The 24,487-nt window shown below is 70.3% G+C and carries 33 protein-coding genes; all 33 read left to right on the forward strand.

Annotated features, from left to right (window positions below):
- Positions 1-3: 3 nt before the first annotated feature.
- The 33 genes from AC3ETA_RS17345 to AC3ETA_RS17505 all read left to right on the forward strand — a co-directional run bounded on the left by AC3ETA_RS17345 (position 4) and on the right by AC3ETA_RS17505 (position 24,105).
- A complete protein-coding gene (locus AC3ETA_RS17345) occupies positions 4-1,398 on the forward strand; it encodes a hypothetical protein (protein ID WP_432193788.1) in 1,395 nt (464 codons plus the stop codon).
- 19 nt (positions 1,399-1,417) lie between these two features.
- A complete protein-coding gene (locus AC3ETA_RS17350) occupies positions 1,418-1,759 on the forward strand; it encodes a hypothetical protein (RefSeq protein ID WP_432193789.1) in 342 nt (113 codons plus the stop codon).
- Positions 1,760-1,814: 55 nt separating this feature from the next.
- Positions 1,815-2,135: a hypothetical protein gene (locus tag AC3ETA_RS17355; RefSeq protein WP_432193790.1), complete on the forward strand. Its 321-nt coding sequence runs from the start codon at positions 1,815-1,817 to the stop codon at positions 2,133-2,135.
- A gap of 133 nt (positions 2,136-2,268) precedes the next feature.
- On the forward strand, positions 2,269-2,790 hold the full coding sequence (locus AC3ETA_RS17360) for a hypothetical protein (RefSeq protein ID WP_432193791.1): 522 nt from the start codon (positions 2,269-2,271) through the stop codon (positions 2,788-2,790).
- A complete protein-coding gene (locus tag AC3ETA_RS17365; protein WP_432193792.1) occupies positions 2,787-3,500 on the forward strand; it encodes a hypothetical protein in 714 nt (237 codons plus the stop codon). Before AC3ETA_RS17360 ends, AC3ETA_RS17365 begins: the two co-directional genes overlap by 4 nt.
- Before the next feature lie 20 nt (positions 3,501-3,520).
- Positions 3,521-3,775: a hypothetical protein gene (locus AC3ETA_RS17370; RefSeq protein ID WP_432193793.1), complete on the forward strand. Its 255-nt coding sequence runs from the start codon at positions 3,521-3,523 to the stop codon at positions 3,773-3,775.
- A gap of 200 nt (positions 3,776-3,975) precedes the next feature.
- Complete coding sequence (locus AC3ETA_RS17375; protein ID WP_432193794.1) at positions 3,976-4,221, forward strand: MerR family transcriptional regulator; 246 nt, start codon at positions 3,976-3,978, stop codon at positions 4,219-4,221.
- 157 nt (positions 4,222-4,378) lie between these two features.
- A complete protein-coding gene (locus AC3ETA_RS17380; RefSeq protein WP_432193795.1) occupies positions 4,379-4,735 on the forward strand; it encodes a hypothetical protein in 357 nt (118 codons plus the stop codon).
- 128 nt (positions 4,736-4,863) lie between these two features.
- On the forward strand, positions 4,864-5,181 hold the full coding sequence (locus AC3ETA_RS17385; RefSeq protein WP_432193796.1) for a hypothetical protein: 318 nt from the start codon (positions 4,864-4,866) through the stop codon (positions 5,179-5,181).
- A 56-nt stretch (positions 5,182-5,237) separates the two neighbouring features.
- Positions 5,238-5,600, forward strand: coding sequence for a holin (locus AC3ETA_RS17390; RefSeq protein ID WP_432193797.1), 363 nt, complete (start codon positions 5,238-5,240; stop codon positions 5,598-5,600).
- Positions 5,601-5,761: 161 nt separating this feature from the next.
- Positions 5,762-6,244, forward strand: a complete 483-nt coding sequence (locus AC3ETA_RS17395; RefSeq protein WP_432193798.1) for a phage terminase small subunit P27 family — start codon at positions 5,762-5,764, stop codon at positions 6,242-6,244.
- A gap of 15 nt (positions 6,245-6,259) precedes the next feature.
- Positions 6,260-8,074, forward strand: coding sequence for a terminase large subunit (locus AC3ETA_RS17400; RefSeq protein WP_432193799.1), 1,815 nt, complete (start codon positions 6,260-6,262; stop codon positions 8,072-8,074).
- Positions 8,075-8,091: 17 nt separating this feature from the next.
- Positions 8,092-8,289: a hypothetical protein gene (locus AC3ETA_RS17405; RefSeq protein ID WP_432193800.1), complete on the forward strand. Its 198-nt coding sequence runs from the start codon at positions 8,092-8,094 to the stop codon at positions 8,287-8,289.
- A complete protein-coding gene (locus AC3ETA_RS17410; protein WP_432193801.1) occupies positions 8,289-10,334 on the forward strand; it encodes a phage portal protein in 2,046 nt (681 codons plus the stop codon). The genes AC3ETA_RS17405 and AC3ETA_RS17410 overlap by 1 nt, the downstream gene beginning before the upstream one ends.
- Positions 10,321-10,527: a hypothetical protein gene (locus AC3ETA_RS17415; RefSeq protein WP_432193802.1), complete on the forward strand. Its 207-nt coding sequence runs from the start codon at positions 10,321-10,323 to the stop codon at positions 10,525-10,527. The genes AC3ETA_RS17410 and AC3ETA_RS17415 overlap by 14 nt, the downstream gene beginning before the upstream one ends.
- Positions 10,524-11,279: an HK97 family phage prohead protease gene (locus AC3ETA_RS17420; protein ID WP_432193803.1), complete on the forward strand. Its 756-nt coding sequence runs from the start codon at positions 10,524-10,526 to the stop codon at positions 11,277-11,279. Before AC3ETA_RS17415 ends, AC3ETA_RS17420 begins: the two co-directional genes overlap by 4 nt.
- A gap of 56 nt (positions 11,280-11,335) precedes the next feature.
- Positions 11,336-12,589, forward strand: a complete 1,254-nt coding sequence (locus AC3ETA_RS17425; protein ID WP_432193804.1) for a phage major capsid protein — start codon at positions 11,336-11,338, stop codon at positions 12,587-12,589.
- A 56-nt stretch (positions 12,590-12,645) separates the two neighbouring features.
- The gene (locus tag AC3ETA_RS17430) at positions 12,646-13,035 is read left to right on the forward strand and encodes a hypothetical protein (protein WP_432193805.1); all 390 of its coding nucleotides are present in this window, start codon (positions 12,646-12,648) and stop codon (positions 13,033-13,035) included.
- Entirely contained in the window at positions 13,035-13,385 is a 351-nt protein-coding gene (locus tag AC3ETA_RS17435) for a hypothetical protein (protein WP_432193806.1), read from the forward strand. The genes AC3ETA_RS17430 and AC3ETA_RS17435 overlap by 1 nt, the downstream gene beginning before the upstream one ends.
- 18 nt (positions 13,386-13,403) lie before the next feature.
- Entirely contained in the window at positions 13,404-14,003 is a 600-nt protein-coding gene (locus AC3ETA_RS17440) for a hypothetical protein (RefSeq protein ID WP_432193807.1), read from the forward strand.
- Positions 14,000-14,344 carry a phage head completion protein gene (locus AC3ETA_RS17445; RefSeq protein ID WP_432193808.1) on the forward strand — a complete coding sequence of 115 codons (345 nt, stop codon included), beginning with the start codon at positions 14,000-14,002 and terminating at the stop codon, positions 14,342-14,344. Before AC3ETA_RS17440 ends, AC3ETA_RS17445 begins: the two co-directional genes overlap by 4 nt.
- Positions 14,337-14,675 carry a hypothetical protein gene (locus AC3ETA_RS17450; RefSeq protein WP_432193809.1) on the forward strand — a complete coding sequence of 113 codons (339 nt, stop codon included), beginning with the start codon at positions 14,337-14,339 and terminating at the stop codon, positions 14,673-14,675. Before AC3ETA_RS17445 ends, AC3ETA_RS17450 begins: the two co-directional genes overlap by 8 nt.
- Positions 14,676-14,678: 3 nt before the next feature.
- On the forward strand, positions 14,679-14,867 hold the full coding sequence (locus tag AC3ETA_RS17455) for a hypothetical protein (RefSeq protein WP_432193810.1): 189 nt from the start codon (positions 14,679-14,681) through the stop codon (positions 14,865-14,867).
- Complete coding sequence (locus tag AC3ETA_RS17460) at positions 14,864-15,070, forward strand: hypothetical protein (RefSeq protein WP_432193811.1); 207 nt, start codon at positions 14,864-14,866, stop codon at positions 15,068-15,070. The genes AC3ETA_RS17455 and AC3ETA_RS17460 overlap by 4 nt, the downstream gene beginning before the upstream one ends.
- Complete coding sequence (locus AC3ETA_RS17465; protein ID WP_432193812.1) at positions 15,046-15,435, forward strand: HK97-gp10 family putative phage morphogenesis protein; 390 nt, start codon at positions 15,046-15,048, stop codon at positions 15,433-15,435. Before AC3ETA_RS17460 ends, AC3ETA_RS17465 begins: the two co-directional genes overlap by 25 nt.
- 2 nt (positions 15,436-15,437) lie before the next feature.
- Complete coding sequence (locus AC3ETA_RS17470) at positions 15,438-15,857, forward strand: DUF3168 domain-containing protein (RefSeq protein WP_432193903.1); 420 nt, start codon at positions 15,438-15,440, stop codon at positions 15,855-15,857.
- 40 nt (positions 15,858-15,897) lie between these two features.
- Entirely contained in the window at positions 15,898-16,329 is a 432-nt protein-coding gene (locus tag AC3ETA_RS17475) for a phage tail tube protein (RefSeq protein WP_432193813.1), read from the forward strand.
- A gap of 20 nt (positions 16,330-16,349) precedes the next feature.
- On the forward strand, positions 16,350-16,757 hold the full coding sequence (locus AC3ETA_RS17480) for a hypothetical protein (protein WP_432193814.1): 408 nt from the start codon (positions 16,350-16,352) through the stop codon (positions 16,755-16,757).
- 20 nt (positions 16,758-16,777) lie between these two features.
- A complete protein-coding gene (locus AC3ETA_RS17485) occupies positions 16,778-17,131 on the forward strand; it encodes a hypothetical protein (RefSeq protein ID WP_432193815.1) in 354 nt (117 codons plus the stop codon).
- Positions 17,115-19,187 carry a phage tail tape measure protein gene (locus AC3ETA_RS17490; protein ID WP_432193816.1) on the forward strand — a complete coding sequence of 691 codons (2,073 nt, stop codon included), beginning with the start codon at positions 17,115-17,117 and terminating at the stop codon, positions 19,185-19,187. The genes AC3ETA_RS17485 and AC3ETA_RS17490 overlap by 17 nt, the downstream gene beginning before the upstream one ends.
- A gap of 21 nt (positions 19,188-19,208) precedes the next feature.
- Positions 19,209-22,556 carry a hypothetical protein gene (locus tag AC3ETA_RS17495; protein ID WP_432193817.1) on the forward strand — a complete coding sequence of 1,116 codons (3,348 nt, stop codon included), beginning with the start codon at positions 19,209-19,211 and terminating at the stop codon, positions 22,554-22,556.
- Positions 22,557-22,571: 15 nt separating this feature from the next.
- A complete protein-coding gene (locus tag AC3ETA_RS17500) occupies positions 22,572-23,114 on the forward strand; it encodes a hypothetical protein (RefSeq protein WP_432193818.1) in 543 nt (180 codons plus the stop codon).
- A 67-nt stretch (positions 23,115-23,181) separates the two neighbouring features.
- A complete protein-coding gene (locus AC3ETA_RS17505) occupies positions 23,182-24,105 on the forward strand; it encodes an N-acetylmuramoyl-L-alanine amidase (protein WP_432193819.1) in 924 nt (307 codons plus the stop codon).
- The last annotated feature ends 382 nt before the right edge of the window (positions 24,106-24,487 follow it).

Consider the following 24,487-nt stretch of genomic DNA (forward strand, 5'->3'; position numbering starts at 1 on the left):
ACCGTGACCCACTCCCGCGCGCTCGCCTCCGAGCCCCGCCGCAGCAGCGGCGGGGCCGGTGGCGCGGGCCGCGGGCAGTGGGTGAAGTACCCGCTGCGCCTGGTCCTCGACGCCGGCGCGTACGCGGACGCGGACACGAAGGTCTACGGCAAGGTCCGGGCCCTGTCGAAGAACCGGTCCTGCGAGGCCTCGGTGGAGAAGCTGGCCGACTACACCGGCCTGGGCGTCTCCACCGTCGAAAAGGCGCTGCGGCGGCTGTCGAGGCCCGCACCCACCGACGGCGTGCAGGAGCTCACTCGCCGGCAGCGCTCGCACCGGGGGACCGGTACGGGCCGTACGAACGAGCGCACGTGCCGTCCCCTCGACGAGGGCGAGCGGTTCGTGTGCGCGCCCGTACGGGCCGCGGACACCCTGCGCGGCACCCTGCACCGCCTGTACCTCCTGCTGCGCTACACCACGTTCGTCGAGAAGCGGGACCTCACCCTCGGCGAGATCGCCGCGGTGCTGCGCCACCACGGCGGCCGCCACGCCGGAAAGCCCCTGCACGAGGGCACGGTCGCCCGCCTCCTGGACGAGCTCGAAGACACCGGCTGGATCAGCCAGGACAAGCGCGCCGGCTACCGCGGCCGCCACGCCATCACCGTCCACGACGACCCCGTCCGCCCGGTCGACGAGCCCCCCGCTCCGGACCCCGCCCCGGTGCCGACTCCCGATGCTGAAGGCGGGGTGGCTCCCGATCTTGAGGGCGGGGCCCCCGCGTATAAGGAAGACCAAGAACTGAACGACCGGGGAAGCACGCAGGAGCGTGGGGCTTTCCGCCGTAGGCGAGATGACCGTAAGTGGGTCGCCCCGCCTGTGGATAACTCCCGGACCGGCTCGGTCGCTTCGGTCGCTCCCGCCACGTTCCGGCCCGCTGTACGCCCCCCAGAGCGCCCCGCGTACGCCGGACCGCCGCTGACCCTCAGCCCACGCGTCTGGGCCGTCCTGGCCCCCGTCGCGGATCTCCTGCCCGCCTGCACGGTGTTCACCGTCCGGCGCATCGCCCGCGAGATCGGACGGCAACTCGACTCCGGGATCTGGCCCGACGACATCCGCGACCAGATCACCCGCCTGCGTGCCTGGACCCCCACCGAGGACATCCACGACCCCGGCCGCTGGCTGCTGGGCGCCGTCCTGCCCGTGCGCTCCAAGTGCCGCCGCCCCGAGTGCCACTTCGGATTCCTCGCCCACACCGGCCAGCCCTGCAAAGCCTGCGCCGAGATCGACGACGCCCGCACCCGCGAGCGCTACCGCACCGCCCACCCACCCCATCTGAGCCACCACTGCACCGACTGCCACCGCCCAGCCCGCACACCCCTGCCCGCCGGCCTGTGCACCACCTGCCGCCCCACCGCCTGACCGACAAGGACCCGATGCAATGCCCTACCCGACCCCACGCCCGCCCGCCCCCAACGGGCCCGCCACCTGCCCCAGATGCCTCGCCCAGGTCATCTGGTGCACCACCGAACGCCAGAAAGCCCAGATGGTCGACCGCGACCGCGACGAGCGAGGCAACCAGGCCGTACGCCAGGACCACACCGGACGGTGGCTCGTCCGCCAGCTCTCCAAGGACCGCCCCACCCCCGAGGGCGCCGAAGCCCTGCACATGCCCCACGCCGCCACCTGCACCGCCCCGCCCCTGCCCGTACACGGCACACGCCGGCGCATGTCCGCAGGCAGGGTCCGCGTCGGCGTACGGCCGCATCGGTGGCAACGATGACCGCCCTCCACGCCCACGCCGACCAGGCATTCGAACACATCTTCGGACCCCGAGCATGACCCTCGACGACACCCTCACCGCCTTCGAAATCCTGCTGCTGCTCTGCGGCGCCGCGGCGCTCATCATCCTGTGGGCCGGCGCCTACCTGATGATCTGCCGCGCCATCGAAGCCCACCGCCACCTCCGCGGCCGCCACCACACCACCACGACCGCCGAGCAGGACCAGGCCGCCATCGACGAAGCCGGCCACCACCCCGAGCCCATGCTCGACGCCATCCGCCACCTGCACGACGCCTGCTGCGAACGCTGGTGGACCACCCTCAACACCCACCACGACCCCACCTGCCCCAACCACACCCGCAAGGAGACCCGGTGACCTACGAACAGCCCTGAGCCTCGCGCGCGCCTGTGATTGCGCGCGCGGAACGCAGGCGCGCGCGTACGCGCGAGAGACCTGTCATTACTATCCAGTAGCCATGGCCGGTCGTCACCGGCCGGAAAGAACGATCATGACCTCGGCAGACGAGCGCACCGCCTACATCCGATCGATGATCCATCCCACCACCCGCAAGGCTGCCTGCCAGCTCGACTGGGGGCCCATCAGCGCCATCCTCGACCCCGAGGACGTCCTCACCACCGCCCGCGACCTCATGGCCGCCGCCGCCCACGCCGAGATGGACGTCGCGTTCCTCAACTGGTGCCGCACCAGCCTTAAGGTCGACACCCTCACAGCCGGCCACATGCTCCGCGACATCCGCGGTGTCCGCCCATCACCCGCCGGCAAGCCCGCCCTGCGCATCGAGGCCTGCGCCGGATTCCACACCGGCCTGCCCTACGTCCACATCGCGCGCGGCTCCATGAAAGGCGAGCTCAGCCCCGACGAGGCACGCACAATGGCCGGCCACTGGACACACGCCGTCCACGCCGCACAGCTCGACGTCCGACTCGGCTACGTCCTCGGCAACTACCCCCAGCTCACCCCCGGCGACATCGCACAGATCTTCACCGACCTGCAGCAGGTCCAACGATGAGCAGCTGCGCCATCTGCCCCCGCACCGCCCCCGACGGACAGCACGCCTGCCCCCTCCACACCGACGAACTCCGCGCATGGCTCGCCGAACTCCCCTACCAGACCCGCCTGCTCGAGGAATTCGTCGCACCCGCCGGACGCCCGTCTGCAGGCCGGATCGGCGGCACCGGCCGCGCCCACGCACCCGTCCCCGTCGACATGCGCGTCCTGGCCCTCCTCGGCCCCGGCCACGCCGACCCCGGCACCGCCGACGAAGAACCCGACACCATCCCCATCCGCGCATGGCTCGACGCCTGGGCCGGATTCATCGCCTACAGCCACCCCGCCGTCCGCCGCGACCTCTACGGCACCCAGTACACCCGCCCCTGCGAACAAGCCGTACCGAAGAAAGGCGCCACCATCCCCGGCTGGTGCACCTGGCTCACCGCCTACCTCCCCCACGCCCTCACCCACCCCTGGATCGCCGACTTCCACCGCCAGCTCGGCGACCTCATCGACCGCATCCGCGACCTCACCCACGCCGTCCCCCACCGCCACGAATACGCCGCCCAGTGCCCGGCCTGCGAGGCCTTCGCCCTGGCCGCCGTCGACGGACAGGAAGGCATCACCTGCAGCCGCTGCGGCCACCACCTCACCCACGCCGAATACGACCAGCACGCCGCCGACTTCCTACGCGCCCACCAGGCCGCGGCCACAGAAGACGCAGCCTGACCATGCGGAAGGATGACCCCATGGACGACTCGGTGCGGATCCCCCTAGACGGCCACCGCGCCATCGCCTTCCACGACGCCCCACGCGACGACGCCTCTCCACTGCCGTGCTGCCCGCAGTGCGGCGGCGACGCGGTGCAGGTCGGCTGGTACGAGTACGAGGAATGGATGGAGATCGACGTGGACCCCTGCGGGCATCGCTTCCGCGTGGAGCTGCCGGTCGTGGTCAAACGGACGCGTGACGGCTGGGAGTCGTGGGAGGAATGGCACCTCTGACGGCTGTCACACCCTTGTGCCACACTGCCCCCTGGCACTCGGCTGGTCCCGGTCGACGCTTCACACGGCCCGCCTCGCACCCCGGTACGAGACGGGCCGCCGGCGTTCCTGCTGGACAAAGATCACCACGTAGCGTCACACTCATGCCAACGGCACACGTGTGCCCATCTCCCGAAACCCTTCACGGAGGTGACACACGCATGCACGAGCCGCTCTACACCGCCACCCAGGCCGCCGAACTCGCCACCACCTGGCGCCGCCTCGTCTCCGCCGGCGCAGCCGCCGTCACCCCCGCCACCATCCGCCAATGGCGCAGCCGCGGCCACCTCACCCCCCACGGCATCGACGACCACCGCCGCACCCTCTACACCCGCACCGACATCGCCCACGCCGAACAAGTCACCCGCGCCCGCGCCCTACGCCTCGTCGGCATCAGCACCCCATAGCCCCCGCTGCCCGGGCCGTACGACGCCAGTGCGGAGCGCCGTACGGGGCAGCGCCCGGGCAGCGGGACCGAACACCCCGTCACAGCCCCGCCACAGCGCCGTCACAAGCCCCTCATACGCGCCCGTAACCAGACGCCCGGCCGCCACCGTGCACGACATGCGAATCCGACACCTCAACGTCCCTACGGTCTCCACACTCACCGCGGCCATGCTCCTCACCGCCTGCAGCAGCGACGGCAAACCGCTCGACGAGGCCGCCGCCGTGATGTGCGAGGACTTCGTCAAGCAGCGCCTGAAGTCCCCCGGCAGCGCCGAGTTCCCCGGGGTCATGGACTCCGACTACGCCAAGACCACCGTCCTCAGCGACACCAAGCCCTGGAAATACAAAGTCGCCGGCGTCGTCGACAGCCAGAACGGCTTCGGCGCCAAGGTCCGCTCCGAGTACGTGTGCACCGTGTCCACCAAGGACGACAACACGTGGACCCTCGAGGACATGCAGATGACCCAACGCTGACCCCACCGCACAGCGCGGCCCAGTACCCGCCAGGTACGGGGCCGCCACCATGACCACGCACGGCGGCGTGGAGGCGAGGCAGCCTGGTGACCTGAACCCCGGGCTGCCTCGCTATCGGAAGGAGACCCATGCTCCCCATGCCCCAGCTCCCCGCCGCCATCGGCAGCGCCCAGGTACACGCCGCCCTCGAGGTCCTCGGCCTCCCACACCACGTCCGCTCGCTGACCATGGACGCGCACGGCGTGACCCTCGTCCTCCTCGCCCTGGACCAGGACGGCCACCTCGTCATGGCCGGGGACGACAACGTCCTCCTCACCGTGCACGTCCCGTACGCCCAGGAGCACGTCCACGATCCCCTCACGCCCGAGCAGGTGGAGAAGATCAAGAGGGACTGGGAAGCAACGGTGCGCCCCGGGGGACCCAACCATGGGCCCGTGGTGCTGTAGCCATGCCATCCCGCGCGTCACGTCCCTGCACCACAGCAGGCTGCCCACGCGAACCCGTGCAGGGCAGCGCCAAGTGCGCCGAGTGCCTGGCTGGCTCACGCCGTGACCGTCCCTCAGCCACAGCCCAGGGCTACGGAGCCGAGCACCGCGACCGCTTCCGCACGGGCGTCCTGGAACGCGACCCCACCTGCGTGTGCACCGACGAGGGACACAAGCACGGCAGCCCGTGCGGTGCGCGCAGCGAGCACGCCGACCACTACCCGCTGTCCAAGCGCGAGCTCCGCCGGCGCGGCCTCGACGAGCACCACCCCAACTACGGCCGAGGCCTGTGCGCCTCCTGCCACGCCCGGGCCACCGGCAAGCACCAGCCCGCCGGCTGGGCAGCCACGCCCCGCGAGCCTGACGTTCCTCCGTTCTGATCTGACGGAACGTGACGGTGCCGGCCGGGGGAGGGGGCCTGGAATTTCTGGTCCTGGGAGGGGTCGGAACGCGGGGGGGAGCGGGCTCTCGCGCTGACAGGTAACGGGATCCGCCGTACCGGGGCCGCCCGCCGTAACCGTGCGTGACCATGGAGGTGATCATGGGGAAGCGTGGACCGGCCCCCAAGCCCACGCAGCTGCGCGTGCTGCACGGCGACCGCAAGGACCGGATCAACACCGACGAGCCGCAGCCCGACGCCGGCGAGGTCCTCCCGCCCGGCTGGCTGAGCGACGCCGCCCTCGAGGTGTGGGAGCAGTTCGCCGGCGACCTCGAGGCCAAGCGGGTGCTGACCCCGTGGGACACCGAGGCCTTCGCCAACTGGTGCGACGCTGTGGCCCGCCGGCGCGACGCCGCCGAGCACGTCGACGAGGAGGGCGCCGTCGTCGAGCTCGACGTGTTCAACAAGAACGGCGAGCTGACCGGCACCCGCCGCGCGAAGAACCCGTGGCTGCTGGCGCTGGACGCGGCCGACGCCCAAGTCCAGCGCTACGGCGCCCGCTTCGGCCTGACCCCCAGCGACCGCGCCCAGCTGAAGATCCCGAACCAGGGGGACGGGAAGAGCGCGGAGCGGCTGCTGTCCTGACGCAGGGAGGGCGCCATGGCTGCCGCGCGCACCACCACCCGGCCGACCTCCCGCAAGCCGTCCCGTACGCGGCCCGCACGGCGCACGCGTACGGTCCGCATCGACCACCACAAGCGGTGGCGGCCGGCCAGCCGCCGCGGTGGCGTGTGCGGCTACACCCTCGACGGCAAGACGTGCACCCGGCGCGGCGCGCACTACTGCGAGCCGCGCGCCGACAAGGTCGTCAAGTTCTTCGCCGAGCTGCTCATCCACCCCGCCGGCGCGCTCGCCAACACCCGCTTCGAGCTCGCGCCGTGGCAAGAGCACGAGATCATCCGGCCGCTGTTCGGCGAGGTCCACTGGTCCGAGCAGTGGGGCCGCTACGTCCGCCGCTACACCCGTGCCACGGTGGTCATGGCGCGCAAGAACGGCAAGAGCGCGCTGCTGTCCGGGATCGCGCTGTACATGCTGTGCGCGGACGGCGAGGAGTCCGCCGAGGTCTACGGCGCGGCCGCGAACACCCGCCAGGCGGGCAAGGTGTTCGAGCCCGCCACGAAGATGGTGAAGAAGTCGCCGATCCTGAGCGAGCGGCTGACCCACATCAAGAACCAGCGGCGCCTGGTCGACGAGAAGACCGGCAGCCACTACGAGGTCATCCCGGCCGACGCCGATGTCGAGCTCGGCCACAACCCGCACGCGTTCATCCTCGACGAGGTCCTCTCCCAGCCGGACGACTCGCTGTGGACGGCCATGCGCACGGCGGCCGGCGCCCGCGTGCAGCCGCTCATGCTGGCCATCACCACCGAGACCAAGGACGGCGCCAGCTTCGGCGCCGACTTCATCGACGAGGCCGACCGCGTCCTCGAGGACCCCGCGCGGGCACCGCACCACTTCGTGTTCGTGCGCAAGGCGCCCCGTACGGTCGACGAGCTGGAGCGGCTGTGGCGGCTGTTCCCGGCGCGGCCGGAGCTGCCCGTCTCGCTCGATCCGTGGGACGAGCGGAACTGGGCCTGGCCCAACCCCGCCCTCGGCAACTTCCTGTCCTTCGCGTCCCTGCGCGAGGAGGCCGAGGAGGCCTGCAAGAACGTCGCCGCCGAGAACGGGTTCCGCCAGTTCCGGCTGAACCAGCGCGTGAGCCAGGTGACGCGGTGGATCTCGATGGACCTGTGGAACGCGTGCACCCGCGAGGTCGCCCCCACGCCGGACTGGGTCCGGGCGCGGCTGAAGGGCGAGCGCTGCTGGGGCGGGCTGGACCTGTCCAGCAAGCTCGACCTGACCGCCTGGACGCTGCTCTTCCCGGACGGCTCGGCGCTGTGGCGGTTCTGGGTCCCGGAGTCCATCACCCCGGTCCTCAGCGACCACACCAACGGCCGCTTCGAGGAGTGGGTGCGGGACGGATGGATCACCGAGACCGAGGGCGACACGATCGACTACGACACGATCTACGACGACATCGCCGCGGACCACGGCGACTTCAAGATCGTGAGCGTCGCCTACGACAAGTGGTGCGGCGAACCCGTACGGCAGGCGATCACCAAGCGGACCCGGCTGAAGATGCAGGAGTCCGACACCACCTACCTGCGGATGACGGCGCCGATGAGTGAGCTCATGCGGCGGCTGAAAGCGGCCGAGCTCGCGCACTTCGGCAATCCCGTCGCGCAGTGGATGGCCGACAACGTCGAGAAGAAGAGCCCGCGCGACGACCCCGACCGCCTGCGCCCGGTCAAGCCGGACCGCGACAAGACCGGCAAACGCATCGACGGCATCCCCTCGCTGCTCTTCGCCGTCGACGGCGCGATGCGCGGCATGCCCAAGCCGTCCGTCTACGAGACCCAGGGCATGGCCCTGTGACCACCAGGAGGTGACGGGTGGACCGCTGGGACGTCCTCGCGCTGCTCGGGATCGTGCTCCTCGGCGCCGGCCTGTGGCTGGTCGCCCCATGGCTCGGCCTGACCGTTGTAGGCGGCGCGCTGCTCGCCGTCGGCCTGGTCTTCTCCGTCCTCACCGAGAAGGCCGACGCGCGCCAGGCGCTCATCGATGCCAAGGAAGGGCGGGTGACGCGCTGATGGGCTTCCTGCGTTCCGCCGTGCAGACGGTAGCGAGGGCCTCGGCCGGTCCGCTGTCCGGGATCGCCACCCCGGAGAAGTGGGTCGTCGACTGGTTCACCGGCGACATGGCCAACAGCGCCGGCGTGCGCGTCGACTACGACACGGCGATGATGTACGCCCCGTTCTTCGCCGGCGTGCGCGTCATCGCCGAGGATCTCGGCCTGCTGCCGCTGTTCCTGTACGAGCGGATGCGCCGCGGCAAGGCCCGGGCTACCGGGCATCCGCTGTATCCGCTGCTGCACGACGCTCCCAACGACATGATGGGCGCGATGAGCTTCAAGGAGGCTCTGCAGGGCCACGCCATCACCTGGGGCGGTGGCGCCGCCTACGTCGTCACCGACGAGCGCACGGGCGTCATCGAGGAGCTGTGGCCGCTGCGCCCGGACCGGCTGAAGGTCTGCGTGCGGCAGATGGGCAAGGGCCGTGTCGAGCGGTGGCTGAAGTACCGCGACGACGTCAACGGCATCTACGCCAACCTCGCTCCCGGCGAGTTCCTCTACGTCAACGGCCTCGGCTTCGACGGCGTGCGCGGCTACAGCGTCGTCGAGCTCGCCGCGAACAGCATCGGCCTGGGCCTGGCCACCGAGCACTACGGGGCGAAGACGTTCAGCAACGGCTCGGCGCCGGCCGGCGCACTGTCGCACCCGGAGAACCTCTCCCCCGAGGCGCGCAAGCGCATGGCGGACGACTGGGAGAACATCCACCGCGGCATCGACCGCTCCCACCGCGTGGCGATCCTCGAAGAGGGCGTGACCTGGCAGCAGGTCGGCCTGCCCAACGACGCGAACCAGTTCCTGGAGACACGCAAGCTGCAGGTCACCGACATGGCCCGCTGGCTGCGCCTGCCCCCGCACAAGATCGGCGACCTGGACCGGGCCACCTTCAGCAACATCGAAGAACAGCAGATCGACTACGTCAGCAGCGCGCTCAGCGCGTGGCTGACGCGCTGGGAGCAGGCCATCCTCACCCAGCTCCTGCTGCCCGAGGAACGCGCCCGGTACTTCCCCGAGCACCTGGTCGACGCGCTGCTGCGCGGTAACACCGTCGCCCGCTACCAGGCCTACGCGGTGGGCCGTCAGTGGGGATGGCTGTCCGCGAACGACGTCCGCGAGCGGGAGAACCTCAACCCGGTCGACGGCGGCGACGCCTACCTCGTCCCCCTCAACATGGTCCCGGCCGGCAGCAGCCCGGCGACCGACGACGAGGACGACGCCCGGGCGGTGGCGCGCCGGCACGCGCGCATGCTGGCCGGCCGCTCGGTCGCCGCCCGCGAGCGGATCGCCGAGGCGTGGGCGCCGAAGATCGCCGAGGCGGACCAGGAGATCGCCGACCTCGAGCGGAAGAAAGTCGGCGGCCTGGTCGACGAGCACCTCGACACCGGCGACCGCGGCGGCCGGTCGACGTCGGCGTTTATCGCCGCGCTGCAGGTCCTGTACGCGCAGGACGGGCCGATCGCCGCGGCGATGACCGCGCTGTGGCTGCCGATCATCACCGCGTTCGCCGCCGACGTCGCCGAGGACGCCGCCGATCAGGTCGGCCACGAGGACGAGGTGGACCTCTCCACGTGGGCGCACGCCTACACGCTCTCCCACGTCGCCTACCGGCTCGCCACCAGCTTCGGGGGACTGCGCAAGCGCACGGAGGCCGCCGACAGCCAGCAGGACGCCGCCGAGGCGGTCGTCGACCTGCTGACCAAGTGGCAGCAGGAGCGGCCCGAGCAGACCGCCCGCTGGGAAGCGGCGCAGCTGCCCAACGCCGCGGCACGCGAGACGTGGAAAGAGGCCGGCGTCCGCCAGCTGCAGTGGGTCGCACGCGGCTCGAAGAACTGCCCGTACTGCACCAAGCTCGACGGCCGCACGATCGCCATCGAAGAGCCGTTCATCGCCAAGGGCGACGAGGTCGAAGGCGAGGACGGCGAGACCCTCAAGGCCAAGCGGAACACCTTCCACCCCCCGGTACACGCCGGGTGCGACTGCGAGGTGGTGCCCGTTGTCGCCGACTGAGCAGCCGCCGGACGGCATCGAGGAAGGCAGCTGCTCGGCGTGCGGACGCCCCGCCGAGCGCGGCCCGTCCGGCGCCTGGTGGCACGTGCGCCGTGAGGACTCCTGCGGCCGCACTCCGGCGCGCTTCTCCGCACGCCAGCAGCAGACCGCGCCGCGTGACCGGCAGATACGACACCCCGGGAGGGACCGATGAAGGGGCAACGCCACTACCTGCGCGGCTACGTCCAGCGCGCCGACGATGACGACCAGGGCGACGACGCGGCAGGCAAGCCGCTGACGATCGTCGCCGCGACCGAGGGCCGCAAGGGCGACGGCCTGAACCTCACCATGAAGGGCGCCGAGCTCGGCCGCTTCGAGGCCAACCCCGTTGTCGGCTACGGGCATTCGTACTGGGGCCGTGACGGGCTGCCGATCGGCCGCTCGGACAAGACGTGGATCGACGGCGAGAAGCTGAAGATGGCCGTCGTCTTCGACCAGGACGACGACTTCGCCCGCAAGGTCGAACGCAAGTACCGCAACAAGATCATGAACGCGTTCTCCATCGGCTTCGACGTATGGAACATCGCCGACGACGGCACCCCCGAGGGCTGGGAACTGTTCGAGGTCTCCGCGGTGCCGCTGCCGATGGACCCCAACGCGATCGTCGAATCCGGCCGTGACGACCAGCTCGCCCTGGTCCGCCACCTCGCCGGCGGCCGGCCGGACGCCGAGGCCTTCGCCCAGGCCGTCATGGACCACCTCGACCAGCTGAGCAGCGTGCCCGGGCGGGCGGGCGCGGTGCTGTCGAAGAAGAACAAGCAGCTCGTCACCTCCGCCCGCGACGCGCTGAGCGAGCTCCTCGACGCCGCCGGCGGCACGGACGACGAGGACGACGAGCGCGCCGCCGCGCACGAGGCCCGCATGCGGCGCCTGAAGGTGGCCGGCCTGCGGCTGGCCACGACCTGACTTCCGCCCCCTGCACCGCGGGCGGCACCACCTAACACCCAGAAGGGGACGGAGAGATGACGACCCTGAAGATCCGCGAGCTGAAGGCCCAGCGCAGCAAGCTGGGCAAGGAGGCCACGGCGATCATGCAGGCGGCGACCGACGCCAGCCGCGCGATGACGCCGGATGAAGAGACCAAGTTCGACTCGATCATGGACGAGCGGGACAAGCTCGACGCCACCATCGAGCGAGCCGAACGCCTCCTCGAGGACGACCGCCGCAGCGTCGACGACCTGCCCGACGACGACCCGAACCGCCCGGGCGGCCGCGGCGCCGAGGAGCGGATGGACGCGTGGAACGCCTACCTGCGCAACGGGCGCTCCGCGCTGTCCGCGACGCAGGCCCGCGCGCTGAACGCGGGCAACGACCCCGAGGGCGGGTTCCTCGTCGCACCCGAGCAGTTCGTTCAGCAGCTGCTCGCCAACGTCGACGACATGATGCCGATCCGGGGCCTGGCCACCGTGCAGCGCCTGACGATGGCCGAGTCCCTCGGTATCCCGACGCGGGACGCGGACCTGGACGACGCCACCTGGACGAGCGAGGTGGCCACCGGCAACCAGGACGACGCGCTGCGGTTCGGCAAGCGCGAGCTGCGGCCGCACCCGCTCGCCAAGCGGGTGAAGATCTCCCGCACGCTGCTGCGCAAGGCGACGATGTCCCCGGAGGCGATCGTGCGTGAGCGCATGGCCTACCGGCACGGCACCGCGCAGGAGAACGCGTTCATGACGGGCGACGGCAACCAGAAGCCGCTGGGCCTGTTCACCCCGGGCAACGCCGAGCTCGGCGGCATCACGACCAGCCGCGACCTGGACGTACCCACGGACGGCACGAACTTCGTGCACAACTCCACCGACGGCTTCGCGGCGGACGCGCTGATCGACGCCAAGTACACGCTCAAGAGCCAGTACCACCGCCGCGCGCGGTGGCTGTTCCACCGCCTGGTCCTGGCCGAGGTCCGCAAGATCAAGGACGCCAACGACCAGTACATCTGGAAGGCCGGCCTCGGGGACCAGCCGGACACCATCCTCGAGATCCCCTACGTCCTCTCGGAGTTCGCGCCGTCGACGATGGCCGACAACGACTACATCGGCATGCTCGGCGACTTCTCCTTCTACTGGATCGTCGACGCCCTGCAGTTCGAGATCCAGCGCCTGGTGGAGCTGTACGCGGAGGCCAACCAGGTCGGGTTCATCGGCCGCGCCGAAGCCGACGCCATGCCGGTCCTGGAGGAGCCGTTCGTACGGCTGCAGTCCAACGACACCGTCGCCTGATCCCAGCCCTCTGACCGTACGCACACGGCCCTCGGGGCCGGGAAGGACAGCGCGCCATGCGCAACGACATCAAGAACCATCTGTCGATCGTGCAGACGATCGAGCCGGCCAACTACCAGGCCACCGAGACCGGCACGGACGTGGACCTGGCAGGCTTCGACGCGGCCGCCGTCGTCATCACCGTCGGTGCCGCCACCGACACCGGCTTCAGCTTCGAGGTGCAGGAGGCCGACGACGACGGCACCGGCGCCCCCGACACCTACGCAGCGGTGGCGGCCGCGGACCTGGACGGCACCGAGCCGGCCACCGCGGTCGCCGCAGCGGTGACCGTGCTCGGCTACCACGGCATCAAGCGGTGGCTGCGCGTCGTCGCGACCGACACCGGTACCGGCAACGCGGACTTCGGCGTCGCCGTCGTGCGGGGCAAGGGCCGGGTGAAGCCGTAATGCGCATCGAGTTCACCCGCCCTGTCGCCAGCCCCACGCTGACCGCGCGGGCCGGCGAGATCCGCGACCTGCCCGAGGCCGAAGCGCTCAAGCGGATCGACGCCGGCCACGCGGTCGCCGTCGACCAGCCCAAGCCGCGGCTGCGTGACCGGCTCCCCGGCCGCCGCAAGACCGAGCCCAAGGCCGAGCAGAAGGCGGCCGAGGACACTCCGCTGGAGAAGCTGACCGTCGAGCAGCTCAAGGCCTACGCCGACGCGCAGGACATCTCCCTTCCGGAGAAGGCCAAGAAGGACGAGCTCCTGGCCGTCATCACCGCGGCCCTCGAGGAGCGCGAGGACGGCCGGGAGTGAGCGAGGAGGTGGGGTGCCGTGGCCTACGCCTCCGCCGATAACCTGCGGCTGCTGCTGCGGCACCCCGGCGCGTTCACTACCGACGAGACCGCCCAGGCCGAGCTCCTCATCGAGCTCGCCGAGGGCGCCATCGACGACGAGATCGGCCAGTCGCTGGAGCAGTCCACCGACACCGTCATCCTCGACGCGCCGACCCGTCAGGAGCGGTGGCCGGACACCCCCGGGACCGGCTCGCGCAAGCTCATCCTGCCGCGCTGGCCCGTCAACTCGGTCACGTCCGTGACGATCCTGCACGAGACCGAGGCGAACGAGGTCCTCACCTTCGGCGAGGACGCCGACTTCACCTGGTCGCGGGCCGGCATCCTCACCCGCGTGAACGGCTGGTGGCCCACCTGGGACCAGTCCGTCGAGGTCGTCTACACCCCCGGCTACGCCACCATCCCCAAGGGCGCGAAGCGCATCGTGCTGCGGATGGCGGCCGCCGCCTGGGACAACCCGACCACGCTCGCATCGGAATCACTGGGCGATCACTCCCGCAGCTTCGCCGCGGAGATGCTCGGGATGGTGCTGTCCGAGGCGGACAAGAAAACCCTCGGCGTGTACCGGGCGCGGACATGATCGGCCACTGGCTGAACCGCGAACTGCAGGTGTGGCGGCCGGAGACCGCGGACGACGGGCACGGCGGGCAGACCACCAGCCCCGCCCTGCAGCCGGATGCGGTGCGCGCGAAGGTCGATCAGCCGTCCGCCACCGAGCAGCTGGTCGCCGCGCAGACCACCTCGGAGCACAGCCACGACGTGTTCCTCCTGCCGGGTGCTGACGTCCGCCGCGGCGACGAGCTGCACGACACGGCAACGGGCGAGCAGTGGCGGGTGCTCGCCGTCATCGGCCCGTCCACCGCCCGCTACCGCAAGGCCATGTGCCAGCTCATCCAAGGAGAGGGAGAGACCAATGGCTGACCTCAGCCTCATCACGGTGCCGGTCGACGCCGGGATCGCCGACGTCGCCGGGCAGGCCGTCGCCGCGGCAGGCGGAGGCGACACCGCTCCCGTCGGCCCGCACCGCTTCCTGTACGTGGCCAACGGCGACGCCAGCCCGCACACGGTGACCGTGGCCACCCCGGGCACGGTCAAGGGCCTGGCCATCTCGGACGCCTCCCTGGTGGTGGCTGCCGGGGACCACGGGATCCTGCCGCTGAACAACGTCTACCGCGGAGCCAACGGCCGCGCCGCCATCACCTACGACGACGTCACCTCGGTCACGGTCGCGGCGTTCGAGCTGGAGAGCTGAGCCGTGGCCGAGCACGAGCGCGCGGGCGCGCCCGCGCGGGTGTTCGTCGCCAGCGAGGCCCATGAGTGCAAGCAGCGCGCCGAGGACGAGGACCGGCCGCTCACCGAGCGGCTGGTGTGGGCGCAGCTCGCGGTGGCAGCCGAGCTGCACATCATCCGCAAGGAGATGCGCCGCGAGAGCAGACGCCGGTGAGCCGGGCCGAGGTGACGGTGCGGCTGGACATCGAGCTGTTCGCGCGGATCGCCGGCCGCGAGTACCCGATCACCGTCTACACCGCGCGCGACGAGCAGGCCGCGCTTGACCGGGGCCGGTTCGCCGCGCTGCTGCGGCAGGCCGCCGACACCATCGAACGCGGGGAGGGGGCGGGGCGATGGCACGCGGGCGCTCGCACGTGACGATCACCGGATTGGCCCGGCTGCGGCAGCGCCTGGAGGACCTGCCGGACGAGCTCAAGCAGGCCCTGGCCAAGGGCGTGAAGGAGTCCGCCGAGGCGGTACGCGACGACGTCAAGCGCAACGTGCCCGTCGACACCAGCGGCCGCGACAACCGCCACCTCAAGGACACCGTCGACATCCGCTACCGGGACGATGACCTGGTCGCCGATGTGGGCTGGTTCGACCAGCAGGACTTCTACGCCGTCTTCGTCGAACGGGGCACCCGCCGCCAGGCCGCGCAACCCACCCTGCACCCCGCGCTCGAGAGAGAGCGCGGCCAGTACCGGGCGCGGCTGACCGAGGAGGTCAGGAGGGCCCTGCGGTGAGCATGCCCGTCTCCGCCTCCGCCGACGGCCCGCTGCAGGATGCCGTGCTCGCGCTGCTGACGGCGGACACCGAGCTGATGGATCTGATCAAGGGCGTGTTCGACTGGGTGGAGGAGAAGCAGCCCTACCCGTACGTGGTGCTCGGGGAGTCCGTCGAGACACCGGACAACAGCCACGACAGTCACGGCTCGAGCACGGTGATCACGCTGCATGTGTGGTCGCAGTACCTCGGCTACCACGAGGCCCGCACGATCGCCAACCGGCTGCGGGCCCTGCTGGAGCACCGGCCCCTGACCATCGTCGGGCACCGGCATGTGGCGACCTACTTCGTGTCGCAGCAGACGCTGACCGATCCCGAACCGCCGGGCGATATCCGGCACATACCGATCTCGTTCCGGGTGCTGACCGAGGTACAGCCCTAATCCCGTGAACGGCCCAACAGCAGAAGGGAAGTGACCGGCCATGGCTGGTGAGGACGCAACCGGGACCCAGCTGAAGCGGGACTCCACCGGGGGCGGGGTGTTCGTGACGATCGCGAGCGTGGAGTCCCTGTCGGGACCGTCCCGCACCCGCAACATGATCGATGTCTCGGCGCACGACTCCCCGGACAAGTACCGGGAGTTCACCAAGGGCATGAAGGACGGCGGCGAGGTGAGCGCCACGATCAACTACCGGCCGGGCGAGACCACGCACCAGGCCCTCGACGCCGACTTCGAAGAGGACGACCTGCGCGACTACCAGCTCGTGCTCCTGCCGGGCGATCCGGACGAGCACACCTGGGACTTCACCGCCGGCATCAGCGACATCGGCGATGAGTTCCCGATCGACGACAAGATGGGCCGCGAGGTCACCTTCAAGATCTCCGGCAAGCCGACGCTGACCGCCACCGGCTGACCGAGAAAGAAGCAACGGGCATGAGCAGCATCAAGGAAGCGATCCGCGCCGCCCAGGACATCAAGGTCGAACACGACGTCGACATCCCCGAGTGGGGCGTCACCGTCGACGTGTGGGGCCTGCCGTCCGGGGACTGGGAGGCGTATCAGAACAAGCTGAACAAGCTGCGTTTCCAGGAGGGCAAGAGCGGCGCGGAGATGGCGGTGAAGTCCAACCGGGCCGAGATCGTCGCCAAGTGCCTGTACGAGCAGGGCACCGGCCAGAAGGTCTTCCCCGACCTCGCCGAGGGGATCTCGATCCTGTCGAAGAAGTCCGGCGGCATCGTCGACGGCCTGTTCAAGCTGTGCCGGCACCTGTCCGGTGAAGACCGGGACTTCGAGGAGAAGGTGAAGGACGCGGAGGGAAACTCCGACGGCGACCAGAGCTGAGGCTGCTGTACGACCTCGCCGTGGCCTTCCAGGCCTCGCCGGGCGAGGTCATGCAGCGCTTCACCGACGACGAGATCGTCCACCTGGTCGCCTACCAGAACCTGTACGGGCCGATCACCCCGCGGCGCCTGGACGTCCTGCTGGCCCGCCACGCGATGGATGTGCTCAGCCCGCATCTGAAGAGAGGCCGGCGCACCCTGCTGCGCGACCACCTGATGCTGTGGTCGCACGCGGACCGGCCGCGCCAGTCCGGCCGGGAAATGCTCGCCATCGTCAAGGACTGGCAGCGGCAGTACGACCAGGACGACGAGCAGCGCGCTCAGCGGATCAGGCGCACACGCAGGAAGGCGGTGACGCATGGCAGTCCTCGATGAGCTCCTGGTCCGGCTCGGCGTCGACATGTCCGAGGCCGAGGGAGAGATCGACCGCGGCGCGCAAGGCATCGAGAACCGGCTGACCGGGCTGCAGGCCGCCGGCGGTGTGGCGGCCGCGGGCCTGGGCGCCGCGTTCGTCATGGGCCTTGATTCCGCGATGGACATCACCACCGTGACGGACCGGCTGCAGGACCAGCTTGGCCTGACCGAGCAGGAAGCCGCCCGGGCCGGCCAGATCTCGGGGGACGTGTTCGCCGCCGGGTGGGGTGAGTCGATGGGCGAGGTCGGCGACGCCCTGGGCGCGGTGGTGTCCTCGGTCGGCGAGCTCGGTGACTTCACCGACGCCGAGCTGCAGGACATGTCCAAGTCCGCACTGCGGCTTGCCGATCGGCTGCAGGTCGACGTCGGTGAATCCGCCAAGGCGGCCGGGCAACTCGTCAAGCAGGGCCTCGTCGACGACGCCGCCGAAGCCTTCGACGTCATGACCGTCGCCGCTCGCGAATTCCCCGAGGCGATGCGCGGCGACATCCCCGCCGTGGTCGCCGAGTACGGCAAGCACTTCAAGCAGATCGGCCTGGACGCGCAGACCAGCTTCGGGCTGATGTCGCAGTTCGTGAAGGCGGGTGGCCGGGACATCGACCAGGCCAGTGACGTGCTGCACGAGTTCGCCCGTATTACCACCGAGGAAAGCGAGAGGGCCGCGGAGGGCTTCAAGGCGCTGGGCCTGAACGCCGACACGATGCTGTCCGACATCCACAAGGGCGGCAAGCCCGCCGCGGACGCCCTGGGCCTGACGCTGGAAGCGCTGCGCGGGGTGAAGGATCCGGCGAAGCAGGCAGAACTCGGGGTGGCCCTGTTCGGTGACATGGCCGGCGAAGCCACGACCGCGCTGCTGGCCATGGACCCGGCGACAGCCCTGGCAGGAACCGGCCTGGACAACGTCAAGGGCGCCGCCGCGGCCGCGAACACCGCGCTGGAGAACAGTCCTGCGCAGCAGTTCGATTCGATCATGCGGACGGTGTCGACGACGCTGGGTGAGATGCTCCTGCCTGCTCTGCGGTTCGTGTCCGAGCTGTTCAAGGAGCATCCCGGGCTCGTGCAGGCGCTGGTGCCCGTCGTGCTGGCCCTGGCCGCGGCGATGAGCATTGCCGCGATCGCGGTGTGGGCGATGAACTCGGCGATGCTCGCCAACCCGATCTTCTGGATCATCGCCGGTATCGCCGCGGCGGTCGCCGGGATCGTGGTCCTGATCGTCATGTACTGGGACGAGATCAAGTCGGCCACGGAGACGGCCTGGTCGTGGGTCGTCGACAAGGTGACCTGGGCCAAGGACGCCGTCCTCGCCGCGATCGACTGGCTCGGCCAGATCCCCGGGAAGATCGCGGGCTGGTTCAACCAGGCCAAGGACTGGGCCATCCGCAAGGCGATGGAACTCCTCACCTGGCTGCAGGGCCTGCCAGGCCGCACCAGCAGCGCCCTGTCCGGGCTGCTCGGCGCCCTGCGCCAGCGAGCCACGTCCGCGTTCCAGGGCATGCGTGACGCCGCGGTACAGCGCGCGCTGGCCCTGGTGAGCTGGGTGCGCGGCCTGCCCGGCCGGCTCTCCCGCGCGATCGGCAGCCTGGGCAGCCTGCTCTACGGCAAGGGCCAGGACGTGGTCCGCGGCCTGTGGAACGGCATCAAGTCCATGGGCTCCTGGATCTGGGGCAAGGCGAAGAACTTCGTCAGCGGCATCGTCGACTCGGTCAAGTCAGGCTTCGGGATCTTCTCGCCGTCGAGGGTGATGGCCAAGGAAGTCGGACGCTTCCTGCCACCGGGCATCGTCGAGGGCGCCGAGGACGAAGCGCCGGCCATGAACAAGGCCCTCAACAGCCTGGTCGACATCGACAACCTGAGCGGCTTCAACACCGGCGGCCGCGCCCGGATGGGCGTGCAGCCGGCCGGCACCGCGATGCGTGTGGAGTTCGCCCCCGGAGGCGGGGACGCCTTCACCGACTGGCTCATGGAGACCATCCGGATCCGCTTCGGCGGCGACGTCGCCCAGCTCGGACAGGGCTAGAGATGAAGGGAGGGCGGGCACGTGGTCAGTCTCCCCCCGCCGCTGACAGCCGAGATCCTCGTCGACAACGCCTGGCAGGCGGTCTCCGCCCGCACCGCGACCACGGTCACCGTCGCGCGCGGCGCGTCCTCGGAAGGATCCACCACCCAGCCCGGCCGCTGCGGTGTGACCCTCGACAACCGCGACCGGAGCAAGTCACCGCGCAACCCCAACAGCTCCCTGTTCGGGAAGATCGGCCGTAACACCCGCTTCCGCCTCGGCGTGGACGCGGGCACCGTCGGCCTGTACGTGCCCGGCGCCGGCCGCGCCACCACCCCCGACGCCGCGGCGCTGGACATCCTCGGCGACATCGACATCCGCATCGACGCGCGGCTGGACAACTGGGGACAGGAGAACTTCCTCGAGCTGGCCGCGAAGCAGGAGTTCAGCACCGACGAGCGCTCCTGGCGCCTGGTCCAGCTCGGCGCCAGCAGGGTTGTGGAGCTGGTGTGGTTCACCGACGGCACCGCGGCCTCCGGCACGGCCGTGCAGTCCACGGTGGCCCTGCCCGCAGCACCGGGTGACCGGATCGCGCTGCGGGTCACCCTCGACGTCGACAACGGCGCCAGCGGCTGGACACTCACCTTCTACACCGCGGACACCATCGACGGGCCGTGGACCCAGCTCGGCGACCAGGTCACCGGCGCCGGCGTCACATCCATCTACAACAGCGACGCGCCCCTCGACGTCGGCGACGTCGCCGGCATGGTCCTGGACATCCCCCAGGGCCGCTTCTACGGCCTTGAGGTCTACGACGGGATCGGCGGCACCCTCGTCGCCAGCCCCGACTTCACCGTCCAGGACGCCGGAACGACGTCATTCACGGACAGCGCGGGCCGCCTGTGGACCGTCGAGGACGGGGCGGAGATCTCCAACCGGCACCGGCGGTTCGCCGGGGAGATCCCCGCATGGCCGCAATCCCGCGACCTCAGCGGCCAGGACATCTCCACACAGCTGGCGCCGGCGGGCATCCTCAGACGCCTGAGCCAGGGCAGCAAACCGCTGCAGTCGACGCTGCGGCGCCGCATCCCCTCCTTCAGCCCGGTCGCGTACTGGCCGCTGGAGGAAGGCCGCAGCGCCACCAGCGTCTCCAGCCCCATCGAGGGCGTGGCCGCGTTCACACCGACCGGATTCGACTTCGCCGCCGACGACACCCTCCCCGGCTCCTCGCCCCTGCCGGCCGTCGGCGACCCCGCATCGTTCACCGCCGCGGTCGTGCCGGCGGCCGCGGGCGAGTGGCAGATCGAACTGGTGTATTTCCTGGAGGCGATGCCCGGCACGGAAAGCACGCTGTTCGAAGTACGCGCCAACGGCACCGCCCGCCGCGTCCGCGTGCGCGTCGCCACCAACCTGGTCCGGATCCAGGGCTTCGACGTCGACGACAATGAACTGTTCAACGGCTTCACCACGTCGCCGCAGTTCAACGGGGCCTGGAACCGGCTGCAGATCAGAGCCGTACCCGACGGCGGGAACGTCGACTACTCCGTGCGCTGGATCATCATCGGAGGCACCGGCTTCAGCCACACCGAGACCATCGCCGGCAGCGCCGGATACGTCACCCAGGTGCGCTCCACCTTCGAGAACCTCGAAGGCCTGCGCTTCGGCCACCTCGCGGTGTTCGACAACCAGACCGACACGCCCTTCAACCAGGCCGACCGCGGCTTCGACAGCGAAACCGTCAGCGCCCGCATGGTCCGCCTGTGCCAGGAAGAGTCCATCCCGTTCACGCTCAGCGACGAGGCGGCCGCGGCCCAGCAGATGGGCCCCCAGCGCGTCGACACCGTCCTGAAGCTCCTGCAGGACGCCGCCGACGTCGACCGCGGCTTCCTCACCGAACAGCGCGGCGCCATCGGCCTGGCCTACCGGCCCCGCACCACCCTGTACAACCAGTCCCCCCGCATGACACTGGAGTTCACCGAGGGAGTGATCTCCGACTTCACGGCGACGGACGACGACAAACTCACCGAGAACGACGTCACCGTGCAGCGCACGGACGGCAGCGAGTCACGCGCCGTCCTGGAAACCGGCGCCCTGTCCATCCAGGACCCGCCTGATGGCGTCGGGACCGGCTACGACGTCCAGCACACCCTCAACCTTCAAACGGATGCGCAGACCGGGCCGATGGCCAACTGGCTGCTGCACCTGGGCACCTTCGACGGCATGCGCTACCCCAAGATCACCCTCGATCTCGCCAACCCGCGCATTCAGGAGATCATCGACGACGTCCTCGCCGCCGATGTCGGCGACCTCATCCGCCTCACCGGCCTGCCCGACGAATACGGCCCGGACGACGTCGACCTGATCATCCAGGGCTACAGCGAGGAGATGGGGGAAGACACCTGGCGCATCACCTTCCACTGCCTGCCCGGCCAGCCCTACCGGGTCGGCGCGGTCGGCGACAGCCAGCTCGGCCGCCTCGACGCCAACCCGGGCGGCTCCACCCTCGCGCTGGCCACTGATGACGACGACATCCAGATCCTCGTGCATACCCCCGCGCGCAGCGACGACCGGCCACCGGCGCCGTGGATCACCTCGGCAGGGCCCGCGCCCAGCTACCCGGCCGAGGTCCCCTACGACATCCGCTTCGGCGGAGAGACCGCCCGCGTGACCGCGTGCGTGCCGGCCGCGTGGGACACCTTCACCCGGTCCGAGTCGAACCAGTGGGGCACCTCGGACAGTGGTTTCACCTGGATCCACAACAGCGGCCCGGATTCGGACCGGTCGGTGAACGGGTCGGCGGGAGTTATCACCCTGGCCGCGAATCCGGACACGGTGCGTTTCCAGCGGATCATCGCATCGATCGCCGACTGCGAAGTCCTGTGCAGGATGAGCGTGGACCAGGTCGCCACCGGCGCCAGCATGGTCCCCGGGATCCTCCTGCGCTACACGGACACGTCGAACTTCTACCGGGCCCGCGTCCACTTCTCGACGGGCGGCAGCATGTTCGCGTCGATCACGCGGGACTTCACCACTGTCGGCTCCACCCCGTCGCTGCCCTACAGCTACAGCGCCGGACAGTGGTTCTGGCTACGGGCCCGCATCACCGGCCAGCGGATCATGCTGCGGGTATGGCCCGATGGACAGCTTGAGCCGGGCACCTGGCACAAGGACGAAACGATCAGCACCAGCCCTATTGCCTCCGGCCAGGTCGGCCTGACCGGCAGCGCGTTCGCCGGCAGCACCAACGTCAACCCGCAAGAGCGCTACGACGACTTCCACGTCGTCACGCCGCAGCTCATGACCGTGACCCGGTCGATCAACGGCGTCGTCAAAGCCCATGCGGCCGGCGCCGAAGTACGGGCCGCGAACCCGGCCCCCGTGGCCCTGTAAGGAGGCGAGAACCCTATGCCGTTCGAGGTCTGGCAGCCCGGCATGATCCTCACTGAGGAGCGGATCGCGTCGATCTCCCCGACATGGCAGGACTGGACCCCCGTGTGGACCACATCGACGGGGTCGGCAACACCCTCGCTGGGCAACGCGGTCCTCACCTGCCGCTACGCCGTCGCGGCTACCACGTGCTGGGGCAAGTTCGATGTCGTCTTCGGTAGCACGACCAACTTCGGGGCCAGCCCCACCACCGGCGACAACTGGCGGTTCTCGCTACCCCTTGCCGCCTCCATCGCCCATCAGGAAATCGGGTTCGCGGAGATCAACAAATCCACCGCGAAGCGGCACGTCTGCCGGATGCGGATGACGACCACCACCGACTTCGAGCTTGAGATCGACACCGGCGCCCCGGACGGCCTGGACACCACTGCCGACGGCGCCAACGGAGGCGGCAAAGGCCTCGTCGACGCCCTCTCCCCCTGGTCCAACGGGGGTTCGGGCACAACGTGGGCCTCCGGCTACAGCATCCGGGGCACCTTCGCGTACGAGCTCGCCAACTGACCCACACCCGGCCCGCCACGCCCCGCGCCACCCCGGCCCGGGGCCTTCGTCATGTCTGGAGGCACCCATGGCCACACCACCATCCGCAGCCACGTTCTTGCAGCGGCTGCGGGAAGAGGGCGCGAGAGTCGTCGAGGTCGGCGACTGGGCCCACCACAACCGCAACCACAAGGGCGCCTGGGGGCCCGTGCACGGCGTGATGCTGCACCACACCGTCACCAAGGGCAGCGAGGCCACGGTGAGGATCTGCCGTGACGGCTACAGAGCTCTGCCCGGGCCGCTGTGCCACGGCGTCATCACCAAGGACGGCCGGGTGCACCTGGTCGGCTACGGCCGCGCCAACCATGCCGGCCTCGGCGACGACGACGTCATGCGCGCGGTCATCGCCGAACGAGCCCTGCCCGCCGACGACGAGGCCAACACCGACGGCAACCGGCACTTCTACGGCTTCGAGTGCGAGAACCTCGGCGACGGCGAGGACCCGTGGCCGCCCGAGCAGCTGCTCGCCATCGAGCAGGTCGCCGCGGCGATCTGCCGCCACCACGGCTGGGGTGCCGAGTCGGTGATCCGTCACATGGACTGGCAGCCCGGAAAGATCGACCCGAGGGGGCCCGGGCTGGACTGGCGCATCATGCGCGCCAGGATCGCCGCCCGTCTGGCGAAGAAGGCGCCCGCCGCGACGCCGGCGCCGTCGACGCCGGCGGTGAGCCTGTCCAGGCTGCGCCGCGCCGCGCAGACCGACCCCGCACGCCCGGGGACCCCGGTCACCTATACGGGTACCGGGACCGTCGAGGCGGCCCTGGTCGACCTCGGCTACCTCGCCAAGAAGTACAGCGACGGGCACTTCGGCAGCGCCAGCGTGACGGCGTACGCGAAGTGGCAGCGCTCGGCGGCCGGCGGCAACTACCGCGGCGCGGATGCGGACGGCATCCCGGGCCGCGACAGCCTCCGGAGGCTTGGCCTCAGGTGTGGTTTCGATGTCACGCCTTAGCGCGATTCTTGTTCCGGTGATAGGAGGCCCTGGCGCAGGCGCGGCAATGGCGACGGCCGTCGGATGCGGTCCGAGTGTTTTCGGGCGTGAACTCGTGCCCGTGTCGGCAAGCCTGCGCCGGAGGAGCAAACACATCCCGGCGGTTCGTTCGCTGCTGCTCAGCGGTCTCCCAACGGCAGTTTCCCGGCGAATATGGGCCGTCGTTGTCAATGCGGCCAAGGGAGTAACCAGGCCCGGGCCGAGGGCCCATGTCCTCGTAGAAGGCAGCGAAGTCGTTCAGCCAGCGGTCGCACATAGTGATTCCGCGACCCCCGTAGTCGGCGTACTTCTTGTTGTTCGGGTTGGTGCAACGGCCCTTCGCGCCATTCCAGGACACGTATTC

The sequence above is a fragment of the Streptomyces sp. bgisy027 genome, assembly GCF_057710365.1.